This is a genomic window from Rhizorhabdus sp. P4_G5 (assembly GCF_056401065.1).
In genome coordinates, this window is the sequence record NZ_JBFUKB010000003.1 from 489218 (window position 1) to 509843 (window position 20626).

16 protein-coding genes are annotated in these 20626 nt (G+C 64.1%); 5 read left to right on the forward strand and 11 right to left on the reverse strand.

Going from position 1 to position 20626, the window contains the following annotated elements; translation table 11 throughout:
- The first annotated feature begins 3 nt into the window (after nt 1-3).
- Entirely contained in the window at nt 4-1437 is a 1434-nt protein-coding gene (locus AC1DQK_RS06695) for a sensor histidine kinase (protein ID WP_477868662.1), read from the forward strand.
- 8 nt (nt 1438-1445) lie between these two features.
- Here the strand turns inward: AC1DQK_RS06695 and AC1DQK_RS06700 are convergent, their stop codons facing one another.
- The 4 genes from AC1DQK_RS06700 to AC1DQK_RS06715 all read right to left on the reverse strand — a co-directional run bounded on the left by AC1DQK_RS06700 (nt 1446) and on the right by AC1DQK_RS06715 (nt 7320).
- Nucleotides 1446-2267 (reverse strand): ATP-binding protein, encoded by an 822-nt coding sequence (locus tag AC1DQK_RS06700; protein ID WP_477868664.1) that lies wholly within the window; start codon nt 2265-2267, stop codon nt 1446-1448.
- Nucleotides 2268-2418: 151 nt separating this feature from the next.
- Nucleotides 2419-3780 carry a PEP-CTERM-box response regulator transcription factor gene (gene prsR, locus AC1DQK_RS06705; RefSeq protein WP_477868665.1) on the reverse strand — a complete coding sequence of 454 codons (1362 nt, stop codon included), beginning with the start codon at nt 3778-3780 and terminating at the stop codon, nt 2419-2421.
- A complete protein-coding gene (gene prsK / locus AC1DQK_RS06710) occupies nt 3777-5927 on the reverse strand; it encodes an XrtA/PEP-CTERM system histidine kinase PrsK (protein ID WP_477868667.1) in 2151 nt (716 codons plus the stop codon). The genes prsR and prsK overlap by 4 nt, the downstream gene beginning before the upstream one ends.
- 4 nt (nt 5928-5931) lie before the next feature.
- Nucleotides 5932-7320 (reverse strand): TIGR03013 family XrtA/PEP-CTERM system glycosyltransferase, encoded by a 1389-nt coding sequence (locus tag AC1DQK_RS06715; protein ID WP_477868669.1) that lies wholly within the window; start codon nt 7318-7320, stop codon nt 5932-5934.
- A 99-nt stretch (nt 7321-7419) separates the two neighbouring features.
- Here AC1DQK_RS06715 and AC1DQK_RS06720 point away from each other — a divergent pair, with 99 nt between their 5' ends.
- Complete coding sequence (locus AC1DQK_RS06720) at nt 7420-8505, forward strand: mannose-1-phosphate guanylyltransferase/mannose-6-phosphate isomerase (RefSeq protein ID WP_477868671.1); 1086 nt, start codon at nt 7420-7422, stop codon at nt 8503-8505.
- A 117-nt stretch (nt 8506-8622) separates the two neighbouring features.
- Here AC1DQK_RS06720 and AC1DQK_RS06725 read toward each other — a convergent pair whose 3' ends face one another.
- Nucleotides 8623-10008, reverse strand: a complete 1386-nt coding sequence (locus tag AC1DQK_RS06725; RefSeq protein ID WP_477868673.1) for a helix-turn-helix domain-containing protein — start codon at nt 10006-10008, stop codon at nt 8623-8625.
- 348 nt (nt 10009-10356) lie between these two features.
- Between AC1DQK_RS06725 and AC1DQK_RS06730 the strand changes: the two genes are divergently transcribed.
- Nucleotides 10357-10722: a response regulator gene (locus AC1DQK_RS06730; RefSeq protein ID WP_477868675.1), complete on the forward strand. Its 366-nt coding sequence runs from the start codon at nt 10357-10359 to the stop codon at nt 10720-10722.
- Nucleotides 10723-10769: 47 nt separating this feature from the next.
- Here the strand turns inward: AC1DQK_RS06730 and AC1DQK_RS06735 are convergent, their stop codons facing one another.
- The 4 genes from AC1DQK_RS06735 to AC1DQK_RS06750 form a co-directional block, all read right to left on the reverse strand.
- The gene (locus AC1DQK_RS06735) at nt 10770-11669 is read right to left on the reverse strand and encodes a metal-dependent hydrolase (protein ID WP_477868677.1); all 900 of its coding nucleotides are present in this window, start codon (nt 11667-11669) and stop codon (nt 10770-10772) included.
- Nucleotides 11596-12264, reverse strand: a complete 669-nt coding sequence (locus AC1DQK_RS06740; protein ID WP_477868679.1) for a TetR/AcrR family transcriptional regulator — start codon at nt 12262-12264, stop codon at nt 11596-11598. Before AC1DQK_RS06740 ends, AC1DQK_RS06735 begins: the two co-directional genes overlap by 74 nt.
- A 138-nt stretch (nt 12265-12402) precedes the next feature.
- A complete protein-coding gene (locus AC1DQK_RS06745) occupies nt 12403-13317 on the reverse strand; it encodes a formylglycine-generating enzyme family protein (RefSeq protein WP_477869264.1) in 915 nt (304 codons plus the stop codon).
- Nucleotides 13318-13372: 55 nt separating this feature from the next.
- On the reverse strand, nt 13373-15709 hold the full coding sequence (locus tag AC1DQK_RS06750; protein WP_477868681.1) for an arylsulfatase: 2337 nt from the start codon (nt 15707-15709) through the stop codon (nt 13373-13375).
- 80 nt (nt 15710-15789) lie between these two features.
- Here AC1DQK_RS06750 and AC1DQK_RS06755 point away from each other — a divergent pair, with 80 nt between their 5' ends.
- Both AC1DQK_RS06755 and AC1DQK_RS06760 read left to right on the forward strand, forming a co-directional pair.
- Nucleotides 15790-16710: a LysR family transcriptional regulator gene (locus AC1DQK_RS06755; protein WP_477868683.1), complete on the forward strand. Its 921-nt coding sequence runs from the start codon at nt 15790-15792 to the stop codon at nt 16708-16710.
- Nucleotides 16711-17141: 431 nt separating this feature from the next.
- Nucleotides 17142-18044: an NADP-dependent oxidoreductase gene (locus AC1DQK_RS06760; RefSeq protein ID WP_477868685.1), complete on the forward strand. Its 903-nt coding sequence runs from the start codon at nt 17142-17144 to the stop codon at nt 18042-18044.
- Between the two features lie 406 nt (nt 18045-18450).
- Here AC1DQK_RS06760 and AC1DQK_RS06765 read toward each other — a convergent pair whose 3' ends face one another.
- Nucleotides 18451-19296, reverse strand: a complete 846-nt coding sequence (locus tag AC1DQK_RS06765; protein WP_477868687.1) for a TauD/TfdA dioxygenase family protein — start codon at nt 19294-19296, stop codon at nt 18451-18453.
- A gap of 178 nt (nt 19297-19474) precedes the next feature.
- Nucleotides 19475-20380, reverse strand: a complete 906-nt coding sequence (locus AC1DQK_RS06770; RefSeq protein ID WP_477868689.1) for a crotonase/enoyl-CoA hydratase family protein — start codon at nt 20378-20380, stop codon at nt 19475-19477.
- Between the last annotated feature and the right edge of the window lie 246 nt (nt 20381-20626).

Genomic DNA, 20626 nt, shown 5'->3' on the forward strand with positions numbered 1-20626 from the left:
GTCATGACGCCGCTTAAGCGTCGGTTTGCGGCGGTGCGCGGCTGGTTCTCCAGGCGGCGTCACCACAGCGAGACCCACTCGACCGGTTCGCTGACCGGGCGGATGATTTCGATCGCAGCGCTGTGGATCAGCGTCTTGCTGGTCGCGGGCGGCTTCGCGCTCGATCGGGTGCTGAGCGAGGCGATTACGCGCAATTTCGACGCCCAGCTCGAATATGTCCTCAACGCGATGATCGCATCGGCCGAGATCGGCCCCGATAGCGAGGTCCGGTTCAACCGCCCGCTGGGCGACCAGCGCTTCCTGGAACCCTATTCCGGCCTGTACTGGCAGGTGTCCGGCCCTGGCCATGAACCGTTCCGCTCGCGCTCGCTTTGGGACCGCGCATTGCTCCAGCAGCGAGATCACGCCGGCCAGCAGCTCCACGTCGCCGACAGCGACGAGTTCGACGGCGAGCCGCTGCGCATTCTGGACCGGGAGGTTCGGCTTCCCGGCTCATCGACCGAATGGCGATTCCAGGTCGCCGCCAGTCGCGCCAACCTCAACGATCAGATCGCGGTGCTCCGGCGGACACTGGTGCGCTCCTTCGCGATCCTCGGGCTCGGGCTGCTCATCCTGGCCGCGCTGCAGGCGACCTATGGCCTGTGGCCGCTGCGCAGCCTGCGCCGGGCCGTGGCTGCGGTCGGCTCGGGCGCCAGCGCGCGGATCGACGCCAAGCTTCCCAACGAGGTTCGGCCGCTGGTCGAGGAACTCAACGAGTTGCTCGCGCATAACGAGCGGCAGGCGGAGGAGGCGCGGCGCCATGCCGGCAACCTCGCCCATGCGCTCAAGACGCCGCTGACCGTGCTGATGAACGAGGCGACCGCCGGCAGCGCCGAGCTGGCCGAGACGGTGGTGCGCACCACCGCCGACATGCGCCGCCAGGTCGATCATCATCTTGCGCGGGCCCGCGCGGTCGGCCGCCGCGCCAATGCGCAGGCTCGTTCGGAGGTGTGGCCGTCGCTCAAGGCGGTCGAGCGCGCGATGGCGCGGATGCACCGCCACGTCACGGTCGACATGGTCGGCGACCAGAAGGCGGTGGTCCATGTCGAGCGGCAGGATCTTGATGAGATTCTCGGCAACCTGATCGAGAATGCCGCCAAATATGGCCAGGGTCGGGTCTTCGTGACCGTGGTCCGCGAAATCTCGAACATCGCGGTGTCGCGCAAGATCGATTTCGTCGAGATCCTGATCGAGGATGACGGACCCGGCATCCCGCCGGCCGAGCGCAACAGGCTGTTCGAACGCGGCGCGCGGCTCGACACCGGCAAGCCCGGCACGGGCCTCGGCCTCGCCATCGTGCGCGACGTCGTCGGCATCTATGGCGGCACGATCGGCCTGGAGGAGAGCGAGGATCTCGGCGGGCTGCTGGTTCGGGTGAGGCTACCGGCGGCAAGCTAGCGCCGGCTCTACAAGGCCTTGCCCGCTCGCCCCGCGAGTTCGACCACATATTGCCATGCCACCCGACCCGAGCGACTCCCCCGCTGCGTCGCCCAGGCGATCGCGTCGAGCGGCTGGAATTCCAGCCCGAAGCGGGCCGCATAGCCCGCCACCATCGCAACATAAGTGTCCTGGTCACAGACGTGGAAGCCGAGCGACAGGCCGAAGCGGTCCCCTAGCGCAAGCTTGTCGTCGACCACGTCGCGCGGGTTGATCGGGCTGTCCTGCTCCTTCAGGTCGCGCGAGACGATATGGCGACGATTCGCGGTGACATGGAGCCTGGCGTTGCCGGGTCGTGCCTCGGCGCCGCCTTCGAGCATCGAGCGCAGCAGCCGTGGTCCTTGTCCGCCCGACGCATCGTCGAAGCCGAGATCGTCGAGGAACAGGACGAAGGCACGCGGCACGTCGGCAATCGCGGCGAACAGCCGGGGCAGCATCTCGACCTTTTCACCCGCCACTTCGATGAGCGCGATGTCGTGCCCCTCGGCCCGCAGCTCCGCGACGGCGGACTTGACCAGCGCCGACTTGCCGGACCCGCGCGCGCCCCAGAGCAGCACGTCATGCGCGGCGGCGCCGCGGGCGAGACGCCGCGCATTGTCGACCAGCGCCGCCTTTTGCGCGTCGATGCCGGTCAGCAGGTCGAGCGGCAGCGGCGCGAAGGCGCGCGCCGCTGCGAGTCCCCCGTCGCGCCATACATAGGCGGCATGCGCGGCGGGATCGGCATGCGGTGCGGGGGGCGGCGCAAGGCGTTCGAGCGCGTCGGCGATACGGGCGAGGGTGGGGTCAGTCATGACGGTGCGGATAATCCAACCGGTTTTGTCATGCCAGCCCGCGCGGGATTTTGTCGGCCCCGACCCTCTCCTGTTCCGTCATGCCAGCGAAGGCTGGCATCCATGTCTGTTTCCACGCGCCATTCCACCGATCCATTAACGGATCTAAAGGCTACGCCTCGATCCTATAGTGCTTGAGCAGGTCGTAGAGCGTCGGCCGGCTGATCCCCAGCATCTTCGCCGCACTCGAGATATTGCCCTCGCTGCGCGCCAGCGCCCGCGTGATCGCGGTGCGGTCGGCGACCTCGCGAACCGCCTTCAGGTTGAGGAAGCCGCCATCGTCGCGCTCGGGCAGCAGGTCGAGATCCTCGGCCGTGATCAGCTTGCCGTCGGCCATGATCACCGCGCGCTTGAGCTTGTTCTCCAGCTCGCGGACATTGCCGGGCCAGCGCCAGCCATCGATTGCCGCCAGCGCATCGGGGGCGAAGCCGCGAACCGGCGAACCCATGTCGCGCGCGAGCTTCTTGACCAGCATGCGTGCGATCAGCAGCGCGTCGCCGGGTCGCTCGGCGAGCGAAGGGATCCGCACCACGATTTCGGCAAGGCGATAATAGAGGTCCTCGCGGAAGCGCGCCGCCGCGATCATCGCGTCGAGATCCTGATGGGTCGCGCAGACGATCCGCGTGTCGACAGGAATCGGCTTGCGGCTGCCGATCCGCTCGATCACCCGCTCTTGCAGGAAGCGCAGCAGCTTCACCTGGAGCGGCAGCGGGATATCGCCGACCTCGTCGAGGAACAGGGTGCCGCCCTGCGCCTGCTCGATCTTGCCTTCGGTGGTCTTGATCGCTCCGGTGAAGGCACCCTTCTCATAACCGAACAACTCGGCTTCCAGCAGATTTTCGGGGATGGCGGCGCAGTTGATCGCGACGAAATTGCCGTCGCGGCGCTTGCTTGCGCGATGCAGGCCGCGCGCAAGCACTTCCTTTCCGGTGCCGCTCGCGCCGAGCAGCATGATCGAGACGTCGCTGGTCGCAACCCGCTCGATCGTGCGGGCGACCTTCAGCATCGCCGGGTCGTTGGTGATCAGGCCGCCGTCCAGGGCCGCGCCGTCACCCTGCGCCTGGAGCCGGGCATTTTCCTGCTCGAGCTCGTGGAGCTGGAAGGCGCGCGCGACGATCAGGCCCAGCTCGTCGATGTCGACCGGCTTATGATAATAATCATAGGCGCCAGCGGCCACGGCGCGCAGCGCGCCTTCGCGTGCGCCATGGCCGGATGCGACAATCACCTTGGTATCGGGCTTGAGCGCAAGGATCTCGTCGAGTGTGGCGAAGCCCTCGGTGGTGCCGTCGGGATCGGGTGGCAGGCCGAGATCGAGTGTCACCACGGCCGGCTCGTAATGGCGTAGCGCATCGATCGCCGCCGCGCGGCTGGTGGCCGAGATCACCTCATAATCCTCATAGGCCCAGCGCAGCTGCTTCTGCAGGCCTTCATCGTCCTCGACGATCAGCAGGCGGGGCTTTGCGGCGTTGCTCATGCTGTTGCGCCGATCCTGCCGCCGAACAGCGCCGCCAGCGGGAGGGCGATGGTAAAGCGGCTACCCTGGCCTTCGCGGCTTTGCACCTCGAGCCGTCCGCCCATGCCCGCGATGATCGAGCGCGCCTCGAAGGCGCCGATGCCGAAGCCGCCCTGCTTGGTGGACGAAAAGGGGTGGAACAGCCGCGACCGGATGAACTCCGCCGACATGCCGCAGCCGCGATCGACGACCTCGACTATGGCCTCCAGCCCGCGGCGCCCGATGATCAGGTCGATCGGTTCGCCCCCCGGACTGGCATCGATCGCATTCTGGAGGATATGGCTGAGCGCCTGCTCGAAGCGGTCGGGATCGACCATCGCCATCACCTCGTCGCGCGCGTTGATCCGCACCGGATAGCTGTTGGTGCGCTCGCGTAGCAGCTCTTCGGCGAGTTCGCGCAGCGACCAGGGCGCCGGCTCGTCGGGCTGCGAGCGGTGATGCTGCGACAGGCGCGCCAGCAGGTCGTTCATCTTGCCGACCGAGTTTTTCAGCGTGTCGATCATGTCGGCCCGGAATTCTGGCTTGTCGGCATGGCGCTCGGCATTGCGCGCGAGCAGGCTAAGCTGGCTCACCAAATTCTTGATGTCGTGCATGATGAACGCAAAGCGCCGGTTGAATTCGTCGAAACGCCGGGCATCGGAAAGCGCCTCCTGTCCGCGGGCTTCGGCTAGATAGCTCGCCACCTGCCGCCCCGCCACCCTCAGCAGATCATGATCCTCGTCGTCCAGCAGCCGCGGTTCGAGCGGGCGCTCGAGGAGTGCAGCGCCGACCAGACGGTCGAAATGGATCAGCGGCACCAGCGTCCAGCCCTGCTCCTCCGCCACCATCCATTCGGGCACGAGCGGCAGCGCCAAAGACGTTTCGCCAGCGCGCATCTGTTCGAGTTCGATCACCTCGCCCTCGGCTTCGAGGTGCGCGGCGAGGTCCGCGCCCGCCGCCACCTGCGGTGCATCGAGCGATTGCCAGTTCCATCGCGCCGAGGCCTCCAGCCCGCCATCGGGACTCCGCAGCATCAACAAGCCGCCGGGACAATCGAATATATCGGCGATCGCCTTGACCGTCCGTTCCGCCAGCGCAGGGGCCGCCTCGCCGGGCTGGCCCACGGTTTCCGTGAACCGGCGCCATTCAAGGCGGTAATCATAGCGGTGCTGGAACAGGTGGCGCCCGATCTCCTTCTTGAACCGCTCCCGGAACCGGGTGGAAGGAAACAGCGACAGCGCAAAGGTGGCGAACGCGAAGGCGATCGTGAGCTGGGGCAGGCGCTCGACATGCCCGCCCACGGCCAGCAGCCGCGCTAACAGGACCATCGCGGCCAGATAGCCGCCACTGACCACGAGGACCACGGTCTGGAAGCTGGCGCTGCGCGATGCCCGAATGCGATTGAGGGTGGCCAGCCGGCTCACCGACACCAGCATCGGCGCGATCAGCACCATCACGAGGCCGCGCAGCGCGAACAGCCCCTTCGGCCAGCCGTCCAGGAGATAGGCCACGGTCGCCAGGTTGAGGTCGAACGCCCACATGACGGCGAGCGCCAGCATCGGCGAGCCGAGTCCCCATCGCGCTTCCGGCGATGCCGCAGTGTAGAGATTGTGCAGCAGGCACAATGCGCCAATGGCGATCGCGATGCGCATCGCCTGCCCCGACAGGAACAGCCCTTCCTGAATGCGCGGGCTGCCGGAGAATAGCAGCGGCAGCAGCTTGATCACCACCGATGTCAGGATCAGCGTGGCAAGCAGAACGTAGAGCGCCAGAACGGCCGGCCGCCGCTTTCCTGCGCCTAGCGTCGGCTGGAGCGCGAACAGGAAGCCGACCCAGGCCGCATCGGCCAGGCTCTTGGTGACGCTCGACGCGACGCCGCCCGCGCCGCTGGTGGCGACCAGCGCACACCAGAGCGCCGTGAGCCCGCATGCCAGGGTCAGCGCGATCCGGCGCGATCCGCCCGTTCGGACAGTCGCCAGCCAGCCGACCAGGGCCGCGAACATGAACGCCGCCAGCGCGTGGCCCCACATCGTGGCGGCCTGGATGATCGGTTCGGGCAGGGTTGTGGTATAGGCGGGAGAAAGCTCGACCTGACTGGCCAGCATCGCGGCTTCGAGTCCCCGCGCCATTCGGCTATCGAGCCCCTTCGGCCCAGAGCAGCACGCGCAGCGTCTGCAGGATGATCAAAATGTCGAGGAACGGACTGTAATTCTTCGTGTAATAGAGGTCATATTCGAGCTTGTGGCGCGCGTCGTCGAGGCTCGCGCCGTACGGATAGTTGATCTGGGCCCAGCCGGTGATCCCGGGCTTGATCATGTGCCGCTCGGCGTAGAAGGGGATTTGCTTTTCCAGCTCCGCCACGAACTCCGGACGTTCCGGGCGGGGCCCGACGAAGCTCATGTCGCCCTTCAGAACCGTCCACATCTGCGGCAGTTCGTCGACCCGGATCAGCCGGATGATGCGGCCGATCCTGGTGATCCGGGCGTCGCCCTTCTGCGCCCAGATGGCGGAACCGCCGCTCTCCGCATCCTGCCGCATAGAGCGCAGCTTCAATATCTCGAAGATCTCGCCATAGCGCCCGACCCGGCTCTGGCGGTAGAAGGCCGGTCCCGGGCTATCGAGCTTGATCAGCATCGCCGTCGCCAGGATGACCGGGGCGGTGATCGCCAGCAGCAGCGCGCTCACCGCAAGATCGAAGCCGCGTTTGAGGATCAGCGACAGCTGCCGCCCCGACGAGAAACCGTCCGAGAAGATGAGCCAGGACGGCCTCACCGTGTCGAGATCGATGCGGCCGGTTTCGCGCTCAAGGAAGTCGGCTATGTCGGTCACGTGGACGCCTGTGGTCTTCAGCCGCAGCAGCGCATCGACCGGCACGGTGTTCCGGCGCTCGTCCAGAGCCAGCACGACTTCGTTGGCCGCGGTCCTTTCGACCAGATCGGCGAGGCTCTCGACGTTGGTGCGCGAGATGGCCGTTTCGATCTGGGGCGGCGCATCCTTCATGTCCACGCAGCCGACGATCAGGAAGGCGGCGCCGGCGCGGCGTTCCATGTCGGCGACCCGCTTGGCGCGCCGGCCCGCGCCCAGCAGAAGCACGCGACGCTTGAACATGTCGCCGCTGACGAAGCCGCCGAGCAGGATGCGGACCGCCAGCAGCAGGATGACCGCCAGCACCATCGCGTAGACCGAGTTGGACCGCCACAGCGTCATGCCCGGCGTGATGAAGTGGAGCACCGAAATCAGGATGACGCCGAGCGAGATCGCCACCAGCAGCCGCGCCGCCGCGAAGCGGAATGTCTGCAGCGATTCTGCCGCATAGACCCCCACGCCGATCATCGCCGCCTGTATCGAGAAGGCGAAGGTCAGCAACTGGGGGACGCGATTCGCAAGCGGGCCCGGATCGATACCGATCTGGCGCAACCGCAGCACCCACCCTGCCTCTGCCACTAGCAGAAGAACTGCCATATCGACGAAACACAGCACCAGTACCGGATAGGCTATATAATGCTTGAATAGCCTGATCATTGCCGACGCCGCGTCACAACCGGTTTCATACCCCCGTACATGAAACCCCCTTGCCGCCCGTATAATACTCATCGGATAACGGCATTATCCTTCTGGACCATGGAGCCCGCTATTTCTACCACCTTAATAACGCCGGTTATCCTTTCGGGTGGCTCGGGCACCCGGTTATGGCCGCTGTCGCGCTCCCGGAAACCGAAACAGCTGCTCGCTCTGACCGGCGATCGCACCATGTTGCAGATGACGGTGGCCCGCTGCCCCGATACCGGCCGCTTCGGCAAGACCATCGTTGTCACGAACACGCTCCACGCCGAGGAGATCGCCGCGCAGATGCACGACTGCATGCCATCCGCGATCATTCTCGAGCCGGCCGGCCGCAACACCGCACCGGCGATCGCGCTCGCTGCGATGGAGGCCGCGCCCGATGCAGCACTGCTGGTGATGCCGAGCGACCATGTGATCGACGACGTGCCCGCCTTCCACTCCGCGATCGATGCGGCGATCCCGCTGGTCCAGCAAGGCTGGCTCGTCACCTTCGGCATTACGCCGGACAAGCCGGAGACCGGCTATGGCTATATCCGCCGCGGCGCACCGGTGGCGCCTGGCGTCCACAAGGTCGAGGCTTTCGTCGAGAAGCCCGATCTCGCCCGTGCGACTGCCTATCTCGCCGAGGGTGGCTATAGCTGGAACGGCGGCATCTTCCTGTTCCGGGCGGATGCCTATCTGGCTGCGCTTCGGAAATATCAACCGGCGATGGTCGATGCGGTCCAGGCTTCGCTCGCCGGAGCGGCACGAGACGGCGTGTTCATCTCGCCGGCGCGTGACGCCTTTCTCGGCTGCCCGTCCGAGTCGATCGATTATGCGGTAATGGAGAAGGCCGAGCAGGTTGCCGTGGTGCCGGTTGAAATGGGTTGGTCGGACGTCGGCAGCTGGGACGCATTGCATGCGCTCGGCCTTGGCGACGCGCAGGGCAATGTCATCCACGGCGATGTCGTGACGATCGACAGCCGCGATTGCCTGGTGCGTAGCGAAGGGCCGGTTGTGACGATGGTCGGCGTGCAGGATCTCATCGTCGTTGCGACCCGCGATGCGGTAATGATCCTGCCGCGCGGATCGAGCCAGGACGTCAAGCGCATCGTCGAAGAGCTCAAGTCGAAAGGCCACGAGACGCTCGACACACCATTTTAGAGTGATTTCGAGGCAGATGGAATCATCTGCCGGCTCGGAAATCACGGAAAACGGACAAAATCTAGGCTCGATCCGGTTCAATCTGAACGGGATTGAGTCTAGCTGCCAAGCTGGGCCCTAATCTCCAGCGAAGGAGAAGGGCGTGATCCCGCGCTCGCGCTCGTTGATGGTGAGGGTGCTGCCGATCGGCGGTGCGGCGCGCTGGACGCACTCGACCCGCTGACAATGGGTGCAGCCGAGTCCGATCCGCTCCGCCGGGCCGGCCAGGTCTATGCCCCGTGCGAGTGCGAGGGTGGCGGCATGCTCGGCGGCGAGGCCCAAGGCGACGACATGCTCCGCAGCCGGAACGTCCGCGGCACCGCCGTGATGGCGGACGCTGCGTGCGATCGTGAACCAGCGCGAGCCGTCCTCGAGTTCGGCAATCTGCCGAATCAGCCGGCCGGGCTGGTCGAAGGCGTGGTGAATCGCCCAGAGCGGGCAGCGGTGGAGGGCGTCGATCAGCGATGATCCGCTGGCACCGGCATAACCCTTGGACAATTGGCCGGCGCGGTCGATCCGCAGCATGAAGAAGGGCAACCCGCGTGCGCCGACGCGCTGCAGCGTCGTCAGGCGGTGGGCGACCTGCTCATAGCCGGCGCCGAAGCGGCGCTGCAGCAGCTGGATATCATAGCCGGTGGTCTCGCAAGCCCGCAGGAAGCGGCCATAGGGCATCATCAGCGCCGCGGCGAAATAGGCGCTGACATGCCGGCGATACAGCCGTTCGGCCGGCCGGTCGCCAAAGGCGGCGCCGGCGACCAGCGCATCGATCTCCGCTTTCGCCTCGATCTGGGCGAGCTGGAATGCGGCCTGGAAGCTGCGCGCGGCCGGATCGAGCAGTTCGGAGAGCTGCAACTGCCGGGCGTGCAGGTCGAGCCGGCGCAGCCGGTCGGGCATCACGTCGAACGGCAATATGCGAATGGTGAGCTGGTGCTTGACCCGCAGCCGCTCGGCGATGGCGCCGTAAAGATCCCCGGCGCCGATGCGCAGTTCGTCGGCCAGCGCTTCCGCATGGGCGTCGAGGTCGGCGAAATGGTTGCGCCACCGCTCGATCTCGCGCCGCACCGCACCGACCGGCCCCGGGCCTTGCTGCTCGCCGCCGCCGCCTTCCCGCCAGCGATCGAACAGCCGGGCGAAGGCTTCGGCCGCAGCGGGAGCATTGTCGATCCAGGCCTCGAGTTCGGTGCGGTCGATCGACAGGTCCGCAAAGAGCGGGTCCGACAATCGGCGTCGCATTGCCGCGGCGCCGCCGCCGGGCTCCTCCTGGCTCAGGCTGCGGATGTCGAAGTCGTACAGTTCGGCGAGGCGGACGATCAGCCCCGCGGTGAGCGGCCGCCTGTTGCCCTCGATCAAGGCCAGATAGCTGTCCGAGATGCCCAGCATCTCGGCCATGCCCTGCTGGGTAAGCCCATGGTCGCGGCGCAGCCGCTTGATCCGCGGGCCTGCCAATATTCCCTGTTTCACCATCGCCTACCCCCGACCGGTAAGAATCTTACAACATTACATATCGTGCTACTGGTTTTTGGCACAGCTGGACATCAAAATACGATCTAAGCGGCTGCATGCCGTCAATTTCCGCCCTAGTGACGGGAAGCGAATTCATGCTGGCAACTATGGGCTGTCGAAGTTTGTAAGCCAGATCCGAGCTTTTCCTGGGGAGGAAGAGAAGCGCCCGTCAGGCCTGGCCTGGCGGGCGTCTTATTGTCCGGGCGTGCCGGTAATTCGTGCAGTGCCGCTGCGCGACCGAACGCGCAATTGCGCCTGCAGCATTTCTGCGCCATCAGGGCCCCCCGGGACGTCGATGAGGATATGCATGTGAGCCACCCCCCCACGGGTACGCGGGTCCTGATCGTGGAAGATGATACGATCATCGCCATGACGGCGGAAGACATGCTCGACGAAGTCGGCTGCAAGACCGCTGCAGTGGCCGGTACGGTCGCCGAGGCGCTGGCCCGCGCCGGCGATACTGAATTCGACATTGCGTTGCTCGATCTCAACCTGCGCGACGAGAACAGCCTTCCAGTCGCTCAGCGTCTCCGCGACGATGGGAAACGCTTCATCTTTGCAACCGGATATGATGGACTTCCTCCCGGCAGCGGCTTCGCAGACGCGCCGGTGATCTCCAAGCCTTACCGGCTCGAGCAGCTTGCGTTGATCATCGCGCAAACGCTGCAGGGATAATTGCGCTTATCACATGTCCGTGTTTGGCATGCTTCTCTCCGCGGCGCTCAGGTCGGTATGATCATGCGCTCCACATTTTTCATGAAGTGCTTGTAATTCCTCGGCTCCTCGTTGATCTGCGGCCGATAGAACGGCGAGAGACCGCGCAGGAACTGCTTGAACATCCGGTTGCTGTAACGCTTCGAGGCGACCTTGGCATTGATCTTCGAGGCGCGTAATTCCTCGGGGGTCATCTTTTTCCGGTCGACGGAGAGGATGTAGCTGCTCACCTTCGCGACATAGCTGAACAGGTGGTAGGCTTGGTATAGCATCCCGTAGATGCGCATGAAGTAGCCGCCGTGGATGCGCTTGAACACGTCGTAGGCGACAAACCGGTGTTCGTACTCCTCCATGAGGTGCCACTTCCACATCGCCACGGCGCGGGGATCGGCACCTTCGACCATGTCTTCCAGTTCATCCAGCCAGTTGATCGCGCTCGGCGGGCCGAGGATCTCGAAGCCTTCGCAATAGGCGGTGAGGAACGCTAGCGATTTCGTCGCGAGGATCTTCTCGTAATGTTTCGCCAGTTCGGCCTCGAACTCGGGAATCTTCGGGTATTCGCCCCGGCGCAGGATCTCGTTGTACTGGGCGTGGGTCTTGTAATGAACCGACTCCTGCTTGATGAATATCGAGATCTGCTTACGCAGTTCCACGTCGGCGGGGCTGTCGCCCTTGATGGCGGCCCGGGCGCGCGACATCACGCGGTTGAGGAAGGGTTCAAGATGGGGAAATGCGGTCGATGACGCATTGGCCGACTGGGCGAACTCTCCGTTCCGGGCCCAACGCGTGGGCATGTCGGAAAAGTCGAGCTGGGGTTGACGTACCTTCATCTTGTCATCCTTGGCTGCAATGGTCGGGAACCGAATGGTGGGGCAGCTTATCCCTCCTGGTGGTCGCTGGCGCGCCACCGGGCGCCAGGAACGAGCGGATCACGCGGGCAAACATCTGCAAGGCGTGCTGCCGGTCCATCTCCGGATCGCGAAGGCTCAGCGACTGGGCCGCATCGACAAGGCTGATCAGCATGCTGGCGGCGTGACGTGGGTCCAGGCTGCGATCGATCTCGCCATCGGCCTGCCCTTGGCGCAAGACGGCGCAGAGGGCATCCGCCATGCCGGCATGGCATTCCCGCACGATCCGCGCGATGCTCTCGTTGCGGGCGCTGTCGGCCAGGACGTCGAACAGCAGGGCCGCGGTAATCGCGCGGTCTCCCGCCGCCAGAGCCGTGACCTCGTCGACCAGGATCTCGATCGCCGGACTGTCCTGCGCCAAGGCGGCGTCGAGTGAATCGCGCGCGGTATCGAGCCGTCCCTTGGCCAGCTCTTCGATGATGTCGTCCTTGCAGTCGAAATAGTGGTAGAGGTGCCCGGGGCTGATCCCGGCCTCCGCGCAGATCTCGGACACGGCAATCGCGCGCAGCCCGGTTCGGCAGAAACAGCGGTTCGCCGCCTCGAGGATTTCCAGACGTTTGGCGGCGTGCCGCAATGGGTCGATCGTTCGCGCCAAGGAGTCTCTCCTTTTCTCGAGGGATCACTCTAACATAATGGCGCGATCTGGCGCAAGTTGATAGAGTGATCGCTCTACCTTATAATCACGGGGATGTGTTGTGCGAGTTCTCGCGGCAAGGGCCGTGGGCAACGCCTACTAGCGGATGACGCAGCGAAACCCGATATGGCTGGTCGCGCTGTCGATCGGCTGCGCTTGACGGGCGGCGGGCCGGTAGCGTTGGCAGTAATTGGGCGCGCAGAGATGCGAGCCGCCTTTCAGGACCTTGCGACCTATTCGTACCTGGGGTGTCGCGGGGTCGTAGCTTTCGCGCTCATCGTCGCCGCGCGGATTGGTGGGGATGCAGCAAGCAGCTTTGGCCCGATGGCTCTCGGCCGGTGGCCGCGCATACCAGTCGCACGTCCATTCCCAGACATTACCTATCATGTCATACAGGCCATGGCCGTTCGGCGGGAAGCTGCGGACCGGCGAGGTGCGCTCCCATCCGTCGATCAGATCGTTCGCATGAGGGAAAGCGCCTTGCCAGTAATTGGCGAGCATCGCGCCGTCAGGCGCCAGTTCGTCGCCCCAGGCGAACTCGGCGCCTTCGAGACCGCCGCGGGCGGCATATTCCCACTCGGCCTCTGTGGGCAGCATCTTGCCTGCCCAGGCCGCATAGGCCTCGGCATCGGCATAGGCGATATGGACGACGGGATGATCCTCTAGCCCCGTGATCGCACTTTCGGGGCCGAGCGGGTGGCGCCAATCCGCCCCGAAGCGGAAGTGCCACCACCGGGTGAGGTCATCGAGCGGCACCGGGCCGGCAGTGCATTCGAACAGGAGCGATCCGGGATGGGCCAGTTCGGGCGGCATGCCCGGGTAGTCTGCCGGGTCCGGGGCTAGTTCTGCGAAGGTCGTGTAGCCAGTGGCCGCTACGAAGCGGGCGAACTCCCCATTGGTGACGGGAGCTTCGTCGATCCAGAACGGATCGACGCGCACCCGGCGCACCGGCGCTTCCTCGACATAGAAGCGCGTTGAGCCCATTTCAAACGCGCCGCCTTCAAGGAAGCGCATCCCCTCTCGCGCCGCCATCGACACCGCCCCCTTGTCCGGCGACGCGATCACGACATCAGGGCCGTTTCTGGCCCGCAGGCCCCAGATCGATCGTGAGCTTTTCCAGATTGCCCGTGTACGCGTTCGATTTTCCTCCCAGGTCGATGACCGGAACACCGGAGTCGAGGCCGATATCGAAGGTCTCGCTATAAGGATCGGCCACGATTATGCTCCTGTTCACGCGCCCTGTGCCGACGGCCTGGCCGTTGATCGCGATGGAGACAATGCCTCCCTTTCCGAAGCCTCCACCGTCATAATCGAAATCGAAGGTGACGCGCGCCTTTTCGCCCGGGCGTATGGCTTGTGACGAAACAAGGTCGAATTGATCTGCCGGCATGATCGTCAAGGCATGATGCACCTGCGGATAGCCATCCTTGATGCCAAAGCTCCAACCGCCGAACCAACTGCCGGTCGCGACCAAAACACCATCGCCCCCGGTCAGATCGGCGGTGATGGTGAAAGCGCGACCTTCGATGGGCGGAGCGTCATCGTGCGTAACGGTAAGACCTTTGCCCCAGTATCTATATTGGTCATGGGGCGTGGTATAGGCGCGGGCTTCGCTGGTGATGCGCGCGAAATCGGTGCGGTCGTTGACCGGATTGACGTTGTAACGCGCCGCTTGCTGGTCGAACAGCGCCTTCATCTCCGCCAGCTTCTGTGGATAGCGCGCACTGACATCCGTCGTCTGATTGAAGTCTCGTCGGATGTCGTAAAGGGCCCATTTGTAGAACGGTGCCCTGTTTTTCGAGGCGTCGGATCCCTGCCCCATCTTCCATGGCTGCTGCTCGGGCAAGGTCGACGCTAGCCATCCGTCGGAGTAGATCGCTCTGTTCCCGAGCATCTCATAATATTGCAACCGATGCCGCGAAGCAGCGCGCGGGTCGGAAAAGCTGTAGGTCAGATCAACGCCATCGACTTGCTGTTGCTTGACGCAACGCACCGACTCGGGAGCCGGCACGCCTGCCGCATCGAGCACGGTGGGAAAGATATCAGTGATATGGGCATATTGCGTCCTGAGGCCGCGCGCCGCGATTTTCGCTGGCCAGGAGATGACAAGCCCGTTTCGCGTACCACCCAGATGAGAGGCGATCTGCTTGTAATAGGAAAAGGGCGTCGCCATCGCCTGGGCCCATCCCGTGCCATAGTTGCTACCGACCTTCGGGCCGCCGACTTGATCTTTCAGCGTCCAGTGTTCGACGGGGGATAGTCGGCGGTTGGCGTTTTCACCCGCTTCGGCGACGGAGCCTTGCGGTGAGCCGGCCGAGTCCGGCCCGTTGTCGCCGTTAACGAATATAATCAGCGTGTTGTCGCGCAGCCCCATCCTGTCGAGTTCATCAAGAAGCCTGCCAAGCTGAGCATCCTGAAAGGCGAGTTCGCCCGCGAACGCCTCCATGGTCCGCGCCTGATAGTCTTTCTCCTGCGGAGAAAGACTATCCCAGTGCGGCACGTCGACCGGCCACGCCGGCAGATGGATGCCCGGTGGCACGATGCCCATCGCTTTCTGGCGCTTCAACGTCGTGTTGCGTGCTTCTTCCCAGCCAGCGTCAAATTTCCCGCGAAACTTGGAGATCCACTCGGCGGGAGCTTGGTGCGGCGCATGCGCCGATCCCGGGGCGTAGTAGAGCAGGAACGGCTTGCCCTGGCCGTTCGCCTGCTGCTGATGCAGCCATTGGATGGCGTCGTCTGCCAGGCGCTGATCGAGGATCGGCTGCGGTGATGCATCGACGACCCGGATGCCGTTTCGATATAATGTCGGATGCCACTGGTCGGTGTCCGACCCGACGAATCCGAAAAAATACTCGAACCCCAGCCCGTTCGGCATGTAGTCGTTCGGACCCGCCCCCGCGAAGGGGCCATGGGGCACGTTATGATGTTTGCCGATCCAAGCCGTGTTATACCCGTTTTCACGCAGGACCTCCCCGATCGTCGCTGCGGTTGGCGGGAGCATTCCCGTATAGCCCGGTGCTCCCATAGGAAAATCCGTGAGCGATCCGGTTCCGACCGCGTGATGATTCCTGCCGGTCAGTAGGGCGGCCCTGCTGGGCGAGCACATCCCAGTCGTTTGAAAATTGTTATATTTAAGGCCTTCGTTCGCCAGTCGTTCCAGATTGGGTGTCGGCACCGGTCCACCAAATGCGGACGAGGCGCCAAATCCGACATCATCAGTCATGATCAGCAAGATGTTCGGCGCGTCGATGCGGGCCGTTACTATGGGCGGATAGCTGGTCGGCAGAGCGTTCGTATCGACCGGGAGTGCCGCAGCCTGCTTGCCGCCGCGCACTTGGCTCAGGGCGGTGCCGGGTATCAGCGCAGCGACTGCTGCCGAGAGGATCCAAGCACTTCGGGTTCGCATGGCGGCCTTTCCGAGAAATGATTGTCGGCAACGTGGCAGAGGCGCTGGCGTGCGTCCAATGCATGGTTTAGGCATATTCCATGCATAAATCGAATATAGACCTCCGCAAGCTATATCACGCTCTTGTTCTGGCGGATTTGGGCAGTTTCACCCTTGCCAGCGAAAAGCTTAATCTCACCCAGTCCGCGCTAAGCCGCAGCATCCGCGCGCTGGAGGACGAAATAATGCTGTCGTTATTCGCGAGAGGCCGCCGTGGTGCAGTGGCGACGAAAGAGGGTCGGGAGTTCCTGGGCATGGCCCGAGAAGTCTATGGCTCTGCGCTTCACCTGAAAGCGTTCGGCCATAGCCTGGCCGTAGGTGATGGCGGCGACGTTTCGGTCGGCCTGGGAACGAGCGTGGCCCACCTTGTCCTGCCCGAACTTCTCCTGCGAACCTTGGAGACGTGGCCAAATCTTTCGCTGGTGATCAAGACCGCCCCGGCGCACACTCTTATCGACGAGGTCATCGACGGAAAATGCGATTTTGCCGTGCTGACCCAACACCGCCCAGCCCATTTGCAACTCCTGGACGTTCATCATCTGACGCCGCCGCTGAGGGGCGGCTTTTTCGTGCGTGCAGGTCACCCTCTTGCAGCTGACGCGGTGCCCGACAGGAACGGCCTGAACGATTTTACGATCGCAGCGGGAGCGGCAACCCTGGCTGAAATCCGACGGTCATTCGGAAACCGGCAACGGGTCGTTGTCTGCGAACAGGCTGACAGCTTACGAAATCTTGCCCTGCGGTCTGATGCCATATGGGCAACGCTGGAGCCCTTGGCCCGCGATGACGTCCGCCAGCACAGACTGATCGAACTCAACGGGCCTGAGATGTTCGATGTAATGGGCGGACCACTGCCCATCACGCGGTTCGGTCGCAACCGAATCGCCATGTCTCCGGCGGCGACGAACGTCTCTGGGATAATCGGAGATATTCTGATGTCCAGGCTCGCCGAGCAAGGCTGAGATCGCCGCCAGGGCACCACCATCATCTTAAAGAACCGCTCGAGCTGGGCAATCCAGAGCGGGCTGGCATTCATGCCCTGGCCGAAGTCGAGCGCCGCCGTCGCCCAGTGGATCGCGCGGCGATCAAAACCGTGGGCAAGAAATTGTGCCACACCCGTGGGATCGCGTCAGGCCTACACGCTTAGGATGGCGGCGGGCGACGCGCGCGTGGAAGGACGATATCGTCCTGTCGGACATTGACGGGGCCGTGCAGGGCGTGGGACGCCTTTGCGACGAAGTGGGTGATCGGGGCGGACGCGGTCCATCCAAGGGCATGATCTATGACGTCACTATCAACGATGCGTCGAGCGTCCCGTGCGGAGCGCCGCTCGATCACTCTCGTCTGAGGTGGCCTGTCCCCTGCAAGTTTTCTGTTGATCAAGGAGAATGATGTGAAGGCCATTCAGTTCAAGGAGCATGGAACTCCGGAGGTGCTTAAACTGGTAGAACTGGAAGCGCCGGCCGCCGCCGCCGGACAAGTGCAAATTCGGGTGGAGGCGGTCGGCCTCAATCCGGCCGACTATAAATGGCGTAGCGGGTTCAACCTGCGCTATTATCCACTGCCGCTGCCACATGTGCCCGGCTATGACGTCGCGGGAACAATATCGGCCGTTGGCGAAGGGGTGGTGGGCTTCAAGATCGGCGACCGCATTCTGGCGACGGTCAATGGCGCCTACGCCGAATATGCCGTGGCGGACGCCAGTGCCATCGCTCCGATCCCTGACGGACCCGATTTTGTCCAGGCCGCCGCATTGCCATGCTCTTCGCTGACCGGTGTGGAGATGGTCGAGGAAGGCGTTGCGCCCTCCAGGGGCCAGACCGTGCTCGTCACGGGCGCCACGGGCGGGGTGGGTCGGTTTGCCGCCTGGGCCGCAAAAGGACTGGGCTGTCGGGTGATCATGGCCGTACGCGAGTCCTACATGGATGAGGCGCGGAAACTGGGTTTTGGCGACGTGATCGTCCTCGGTGGACCCGTGCCCGACGGCCTGCGATTCGATCATATCGCGGACACGGTGGGCGGACCTGAGGTTGCGCACCTGGCCCGCAATCTTGCACCCGGCGGCAGGTTCATCACGGTTGCCACGACGCCGATCGACCCCGAGGGATTGCCCGCAGAACCAAAGGTGTTCGGTTATCACCCCGATGGCGAAAGGCTCTCCCGAATCATAAACGCCATCGCTACCGGTGCAATCACGATGCCCGTGGCGCGCACCCTCCCGCTGACCGAAGCGGCTGAGGCCCATCGCCTGCTGGAAGAGGGCGGCGTGCGGGGCAGGGTGGTGCTGCTGCCCTGACCAGTCGTACCGGCGGCGCTCGCGACGAGGCGCCGCCGGCCGATGCGGTGCTCAGGCGTGCCGCAGAAAACCAAGCACCCCGCCGTCGAACGCGGCCCTCTGCCCGATCATGCCGATGCTGGAGCAGGATCAGTTCCTGGTTGACGGTATCGCAGCCCGTAGCCGAGCGGTGCGGATACATTGCTTCAGATCATCCAGAAGTGGCTAATCCGGCATCCACAAGCCAGCCTTCAGGCCACGCCTGCCTGAAATAAGGAGGCGGGCGGACCGGCCCTGTTCCTGGCGGGAGAGGACACCGGTATGACCTTCTCACTCGATGGCGGGATGACCGCGCGCGCCTGACTGGACCTAAGGCTTTTCGATCAGCCAGGCTGGGCTGCGACCGGTTTTGACGATGGGCTTTCCCTCAAGCTTCGGCATCGATCACCTGTTCATTGCGGAAATGCTCGTCTTCCCGAGCCAACACGATGTCGAAGTAGCTGACATCGGCGACGACCACGCGCTGAAGCGTTCGTGATCCATCGCCTGTCACGGGGCCGCGGGCGTGCTGCCAGGCGATGTTGTCCCAGACAACAAGGTCGCCATTGCGCCAGAAATGCTCTTGAACATTGCCCGGCGCATAGATTCGAGCATGAAGATCGAGAAGGAGTGCACGGCTTGCCTCATCCTCCATATCCTCGAACCGCACCGCCTGCTGGGATATCATCAGTAGCGGCTCGCCCGTCAGCGGATGTTCGACAATTGGCGCACGCGTCGCGTGGGGAGTGTCCGGCGTTATCGCCATCCCCACCGCATCGTGAGCGACGTTGCTGGGCAGCGCCGTTGTGAGACGCATCGATGCGAGCCGCCGCCGCTCATCCTCCGAAAGCATCCGCCAAGCGCCACGATTGCTCGCAAAGCGAGTGGATGTTGCTCCTGGGACAACATCCTTCGCCAGTAGCGAAATCGATGTGTACGGCGTGGCAAAATCCAGGTCGCTGTGGAAAATCAGCTCGGTTCGTCCCAGCTCACCTTTTTTCTCGTCGGTGGAAATGTAGCCGACCCCATCCCTGCGATGTAGAACTGGACCGATGGAACCGAGGACCTCGATCTGTTGCACCATGCTGAGCTGCTGATCGGGAAAATAGAGCAGGCCGTATCGCAGGAACAGCGATCGTAATCGCTCCTTGTCGGCGGGTTCCAGTGGGACGCGCAGATCGTCCCGTATCTCGACACCCATCCTCATAGGCCGGGTCTCGCGAAAACGATCCATGCGATCTCCTTTCGTCCCTAACGATACGAAATGTTAGCATCGATCTCGCGCCCCAGACATCTAAAAGGCTCCTTCGCGCCCATGATCTGTCCTGGCTGTTCTTGTCCGGTCGCGCCGCGCCGTTGACCCGCCAGGCAGCAAAACATCAAATGGTTTCGCACTGGCCGGGCGGGCGCCGTCAGCGCCCCCGCACGTGGACGAATCCGTCGCCGAACGGCGCGTCGCGGTTCGTGAGGGCTTCCTTGAGGCCGTGCTCCTTCATATCGGACTTGAAGCGCAGCCGCCGCGGCCCCGTGGCCAGATGCGCGCGGGCATCGACTTCGGCGGCCAGCCGCTGGAGCGTCCCGGCCCCCATCTGTTCGAGCGCGAGATTGACGATCCGCTTGTGGGCCGAGAGCAGCTCCTGGTCGACCGCGGCGACCCGGCGGGCCAGGGCGTCGACTGCGGCATCGAGTTCGTCGGCCGGCCATGATTCCAGCGCCAGGCCGATCTTCACCGCGTCAGCTCCGGTCATCTTGTCGCCGGTGAACAGCATCCGCTTGGCCCATTGTGGACCGCAGTGATAGATCCACATGTGCGCCGGTGGCGACCCGTTGGCGCGGGTCGCGGGAAAGCCGATCCGTGCATCATCGGCCGTGATAACCAGATCGCACGACAGGGCGATGTCGGTCCCACCCGCCAGGCAGTTGCCCTGGACCTTGGCGATCACCGGCTTGTGGATCGCCGGGATGATCAGCGCGTTTTCCTGGACGCGCTCCAGCGAGAAGCAATCGTCGTCGAAGCGCTGACCGGCCTTGCGGTACTCGAAATCGCCCATCTGGGTCGTCTCGCCGCGCCCCTGATATGACTGTTCGAGATCGTAGCCGGCGCAGAAGTCCTTGCCGGCGCCGCACAGCACGATCGCGTTCACGTCCATCCGGTCGTCCGCTTCGAGCAGGGCGTCACGCATTTCGCTCAGCATCGGGCCGTTCAGGGCGTTGCGCTTGTCGGGGTGGTTGAATGTGATCGTGGCGACGGCGTCGCTCACCGCGAACAAGATATGCTGTGGCTCGTAGAGCCACTTCCCGCGATAATCCTGCATCATGTCTCCTGTTAACGGTTCCGGACATCCGGCTCACGGGTTTCCACTATGATCTTGCCGTGCCTGATGCGGTGAGGAAAGCATGTGCTCGCGAGATCGCATCCCTGATGCCGATGCTACCCGGAGCCGCGTGAACTGCCGCGGTGCGGAAGCTTGCCCCGCCATGTCGAAGGCGGCAAGGCCGCGGCCGATTTCAACGATGTTTCGACGCAGGAGGGCGGGTCGTGCGCCGGGGTTTCGCCTCTACCG

Excerpts from the sequence above, each read along its gene's own strand:
- prsK (WP_477868667.1), bottom strand. The coding sequence starts at position 5,927 with ATGGCGCGGGGACTCGAAGCCGCGATGCTGGCCAGTCAGGTCGAGCTT.
- prsR (WP_477868665.1), bottom strand. The coding sequence starts at position 3,780 with ATGAGCAACGCCGCAAAGCCCCGCCTGCTGATCGTCGAGGACGATGAA.
- AC1DQK_RS06770 (WP_477868689.1), bottom strand. The coding sequence starts at position 20,380 with ATGATGCAGGATTATCGCGGGAAGTGGCTCTACGAGCCACAGCATATC.
- AC1DQK_RS06700 (WP_477868664.1), bottom strand. The coding sequence starts at position 2,267 with ATGACTGACCCCACCCTCGCCCGTATCGCCGACGCGCTCGAACGCCTT.
- AC1DQK_RS06720 (WP_477868671.1), top strand. The coding sequence starts at position 7,420 with ATGGAGCCCGCTATTTCTACCACCTTAATAACGCCGGTTATCCTTTCG.
- AC1DQK_RS06745 (WP_477869264.1), bottom strand. The coding sequence starts at position 13,317 with ATGCGCTTCCTTGAAGGCGGCGCGTTTGAAATGGGCTCAACGCGCTTC.
- AC1DQK_RS06750 (WP_477868681.1), bottom strand. The coding sequence starts at position 15,709 with ATGCGAACCCGAAGTGCTTGGATCCTCTCGGCAGCAGTCGCTGCGCTG.
- AC1DQK_RS06765 (WP_477868687.1), bottom strand. The coding sequence starts at position 19,296 with ATGGATCGTTTTCGCGAGACCCGGCCTATGAGGATGGGTGTCGAGATA.
- AC1DQK_RS06725 (WP_477868673.1), bottom strand. The coding sequence starts at position 10,008 with ATGGTGAAACAGGGAATATTGGCAGGCCCGCGGATCAAGCGGCTGCGC.
- AC1DQK_RS06695 (WP_477868662.1), top strand. The coding sequence starts at position 4 with ATGACGCCGCTTAAGCGTCGGTTTGCGGCGGTGCGCGGCTGGTTCTCC.
- AC1DQK_RS06715 (WP_477868669.1), bottom strand. The coding sequence starts at position 7,320 with ATGATCAGGCTATTCAAGCATTATATAGCCTATCCGGTACTGGTGCTG.
- AC1DQK_RS06755 (WP_477868683.1), top strand. The coding sequence starts at position 15,790 with ATGCATAAATCGAATATAGACCTCCGCAAGCTATATCACGCTCTTGTT.